This is a genomic window from Nonomuraea longispora (assembly GCF_004348345.1).
Classification (GTDB): domain Bacteria; phylum Actinomycetota; class Actinomycetes; order Streptosporangiales; family Streptosporangiaceae; genus Nonomuraea; species Nonomuraea longispora.
This window is the reverse complement of sequence record NZ_SMJZ01000355.1, coordinates 1-4,249: the sequence shown is the minus strand read 5'-3', so window position 1 is coordinate 4,249 and position 4,249 is coordinate 1. Positions and strand designations below refer to the sequence as shown.

3 protein-coding genes are annotated in these 4,249 nt (G+C 68.4%); 2 read left to right on the top strand and 1 reads right to left on the bottom strand.

Going from position 1 to position 4,249, the window contains the following annotated elements; genetic code table 11:
- Positions 1-234: ATP-binding domain-containing protein (locus tag E1267_RS42775; RefSeq protein ID WP_132341900.1), on the top strand; the 234-nt coding region annotated here is incomplete at its 5' end.
- 15 nt (positions 235-249) lie between these two features.
- On the opposite strand, the gene E1267_RS42770 is transcribed toward E1267_RS42775, so the two are convergent.
- Positions 250-717 (bottom strand): MarR family winged helix-turn-helix transcriptional regulator, encoded by a 468-nt coding sequence (locus E1267_RS42770; RefSeq protein WP_181957927.1) that lies wholly within the window; start codon positions 715-717, stop codon positions 250-252.
- A 107-nt stretch (positions 718-824) separates the two neighbouring features.
- Between E1267_RS42770 and E1267_RS42765 the strand changes: the two genes are divergently transcribed.
- Complete coding sequence (locus tag E1267_RS42765; protein ID WP_132341898.1) at positions 825-4,121, top strand: efflux RND transporter permease subunit; 3,297 nt, start codon at positions 825-827, stop codon at positions 4,119-4,121.
- Positions 4,122-4,249: the final 128 nt, after the last annotated feature.

The window sequence follows — 4,249 nt, the reverse complement described above, 5'->3', positions numbered from 1 at the left end:
TTCCCGGAGGGGGATCTGGACGCGCCGGTGGTGGTGCTGACGGTGGGGCAGGCCAAGGGGCTGGAGTTCGACGCGGTCGTGGTGGTGGACCCGCAGGGCATCTGGGACCAGTCGCCGATGGGCGGGCAGGACCTGTACGTGGCGGCGACGCGGGCGACGCGGCGGCTGACGGTGGTGCACGAGGGCGTCCTGCCGGACGTGCTGTCCCGCCTGACCTATGAATCTACAATGTAAAGGCGGAGGGTGTTTTCACGCATCCCCACAGGCATCCTCACCGCGGACGAGCTTGTCGGCGACGTCACGGATGCTCCGGGTGACGTGGTCGAGAGAGCGCAGCGTGTCCAGGTCGAGGTGGTCCATAATGCGGCGGTAGTGTTCGTGGCCGGCGTTGTTGATCTCCTCGATGAGGGCGGTGCCCTCGGGGGTGAGTTCGACGCGGCGTACGCGGCGGTCGTGGGGGTCCTCGTGCCGGCAGGCCAGGCCCTGGGCGACGAGGCGGTCGACGATGCCGGTGACGGTGCCGAGGCCGACGCCCAGCGCCTGGGCGAGCTCCTGGCCTGAGGAGGAGCCGTTGATCGCCAGGAGCATGACGACCTTGAGCTGGCGCATGGTGAGGTTGGAGGTGAACAGGGGGGAGTGGTGCTGGGCGAACAGTCGCCCTAGGCCACGCTGGGTTTCGGTGATCCGGTGGATCAGGTCTTCGCGTTCGCTGCTCACGCTCACCTCTCGCCTTTCCTGAGAAGGCTATCAGGAAGTTCGGGGCTGGCTAAATGTTCGTGTCAGACGAAGTGTTAGTCTGTGGCGAACTCTTGGAGGGGGAGCCCATGACCGCTTTCGCTCGGTTGAGCTTGGTCAACCGCAGCCTTGTGATCCTGATCGCGCTGGTGCTCACGGGGTTCGGCGTTTTCGCCATTCCTCAGCTGAACCAGCAGTTGCTGCCGTCGTTGTCGTTTCCGGGTGCGTTCGTGGTGGCGCCGTTCCCCGGCGCCTCGCCCGAGATCGTCGAGGATCAGGTCACCAAGCCGATCGAGGATTCCTTTCAGGGGCTCGCCGGGATGGAGCAGATGACGTCGAGCTCGAAGGAGGGCCTGGCGCAGATTCAGGTGGCCTTCGAGTACGGCACCGACGTGGAGTCGTCGGTGAACAAGATGCAGCAGGCGATCAACCGGGTGGCGTTGCCGGAGGGTGTGGAGCCTCAGGTGGTGGCGGGCAGTACCGATGACATTCCGGTGCTGGTGCTGGCGGTGGGTGACGGCGGTGACGAGCGGTCGATGGCCGACAAGCTGCGCCGGATCCTGGTGCCGGAGTTGCAGGGCGTCGAGGGTGTGCGCGAGGTGTCGGTGACGGGCGCCCGCGAGGAGGTCGTGACGATCCGGCCGGATGCGAGGAAGCTGGCGCTGGCGGGGGTGTCGGTGGCGCAGATTCCCGAGGTGCTGAAGGCGAACGGCACGCCGATCCCGGCCGGGACGTTGACCGATGACGGCAAGGCGCTGACGGTTCAGGTGGGTTCGCGGGTGGACTCGCTGCTGGACTTGGAGAACCTGTATCTGACGCCGGCGCAGCCGGCGTCGGCTCCGCAGCAGGCTCGGCCTCAGCAGGGTCAGCCCCAGACCGGTCAGCCCCAGAGCGAGCAGGCACAGAGCGGGCAGCCCCAGCCAGGGCAGGCGCAGTCCGGGCAGGCGCAGCCGGGTCAGGGGGCGGTCGCGCAGCAGCAGGCCAGGCCGAAGCGGCTCAAGCCGGTGAAGCTGGGTGATGTGGCGGAGATCGAGCGCGGCCTGGCGGAGGCGACGACGCTCACCCGTACCGACGGCACGGCGAGTCTGGGTGTGGCGGTGACGATGTCGCCGGACGGTAACGCGGTGACGATCTCGCATGACATCCGGGAGAAGCTGCCGGAGCTGACCAGGGCGCTGGGCGACTCGTCGGACACGGCGGTGTCGGTGGTGTTCGACCAGGCGCCGTATGTGGAGGAGTCGATCGAGAGCCTGACCACCGAGGGTGTGCTGGGCCTGGTGTTCGCGGTGCTGGTGATCTTGGTGTTCCTGCTGTCGGTGCGGTCGACGCTGGTGACGGCGGTGTCGATTCCGCTGTCGGTGGTGATCGCGTTGCTGGCGTTGTGGGCGGGTGACTACTCGCTGAACATGCTGACGCTGGGTGCGTTGACGATCGCGGTGGGGCGTGTGGTCGACGACTCGATCGTGGTGCTGGAGAACATCAAGCGGCATCTCGGTTACGGCGAGGCGAAGCTTCAGGCGATCTTGACGGCGGTGCGTGAGGTGTCGGGCGCGGTGACGGCCTCGACGCTGACGACGGTGGCGGTGTTCGCGCCGATCGCGATCGTGGGCGGCATGGTGGGCGAGCTGTTCAGCCCGTTCGCGATCACGGTGGCGGTGGCGTTGCTGGCGTCGCTGGTGGTGTCGCTGACGGTGGTGCCGGTGCTGGCGTACTGGTTCCTGAGGGCGCCTGTGCTGAGTCCGGAGCAGGCGCGCAGGCAGCGTGAGGAGGCGGAGGCGAAGGAGCTGCGTTCGCCGTTGCAGCGGGCCTATCTTCCCGTGTTGCGGTTCGCGACCCGGTTCAAGCTGGTGACGGTGCTGATCGGGGTGGCGGTGTTCGTCGGCACGATGGGGCTGGCCGGCGGGCTGCAGACGAACTTCCTGGACGCTTCGGGCCAGAACACGCTGTCGTTGTCGCAGCGGATGCCGGTGGGCACTGATCTGGAGAGTACGGACAAGGCGGCGCGGAAGGTCGAGGAGGTGCTGGCCGGCCTGGGCGGTGTGGAGACGTACCAGGTGAACGTGGGCGGCGGCAACGCGATGTCGGGCGGGGCGGTCGGCGGTGGCGCGGACCGGGCCTCGTACTCGGTGACGCTGAAGGAGGGCGCGGACACGGCGCGGGTCGAGCGGGTGTTGCGCGAGGAGATCGCGGGTTTGTCCGGCGTCGGCGAGGTCACGGTGGGTGCGCAGGCGGCCGGGTTCGCCTCTGACACGATCGACGTGATCGTGCAGGCTCCTGATGCCGAGGCGCTGCGTGAGGCGACGGAGTCGGTGACGGCGGCGATGGGTGAGGTGTCCGGGCTGGAGGACGTGTCGTCCGATCTGGAGACGAGTGCGCCGCGGGTCGAGGTCGTGGTGGACCGGGAGGAGGCCGCGGAGCGGGGTCTGTCGGAGGCGCAGGTGGGTCAGGCGGTGGCGCAGGCCTTCCGCGGGGCGCCGCTGGGTCAGATCACGCTGGACGGGCGGGCGAGTGACCTGGTGTTGCGGGGGTCGGACGCGCCGGAGGATGTGGAGGCGATCGAGAACCTGAAGGTGGCGACGGCGGCCGGGATGGTGGAGGTGTCGTCGGTGGCCGAGGTTCGGCAGGTGGCGGGGCCGACGCAGGTGAGCAGGATCGATGGTGAGCGGTCGGCGACGGTGTCGGCGAAGGCGGAGGCGGCCGATCTGGGGAGTGTGACGCAGGCGTTGACGTCGAAGCTGGACGGGTTGAGCCTGGCGGCCGGGGCGTCGTACGAGATCGGTGGTGTGTCGGCTGATCAGGCGGACGCGTTCGCCGATCTGGGTTTGGCGATGCTGGCGGCGGTCGCGATCGTCTTCCTGATCATGGTGGCGACGTTCCGTAGTTTCGTGCAGCCGGTGATTTTGCTGGTGTCGATCCCGTTCGCGGCGACGGGTGCGATCGGGTTGCTGGTGGCCACGGACACGGCGCTGGGTGTGCCGGCGTTGATCGGCATGCTGATGTTGATCGGCATCGTGGTGACGAACGCGATCGTGTTGATCGACCTGGTCAACCAGTACCGGGATCAGGGCATGGGCGTGGTGGAGGCGGTGATCGAGGGCGGCCGGCGCAGGTTGCGGCCGATCCTGATGACGGCGGTGGCCACGATCTGCGCGTTGACGCCGATGGCGCTGGGGGTGACGGGTTCCGGCGGGTTCATCTCGCAGCCGCTGGCGATCGTGGTGATCGGTGGTCTGATCTCCTCGACGTTGCTGACGCTGGTGCTGGTGCCGACGTTGTACGTGGTGGTGACGCGTAAGGGCGAGGGTGAGGCGGGGCCGGCGAGCCCTCGGGTGCGTGAGGGCGCGGGCGGCGCGGGGACGCAGGATCTGGCCGGTCACCCGGCGTAGGGGGTTGCCGGGGTTGTGTGGCCTTCGCCGGTGACGGGCGGGGGCCACCTTCCTGTGCGTCTACAGGTGCGCCTGCACGGTGGCTCCCCTCAGGAATGGGTGTTGAGCCTGATGGCGCGGCACTGGGC

Bases quoted from the DNA above. Each gene is read 5' to 3' on its own strand.
- E1267_RS42765 (WP_132341898.1), top strand. From the start codon at position 825: ATGACCGCTTTCGCTCGGTTGAGCTTGGTCAACCGCAGCCTTGTGATC.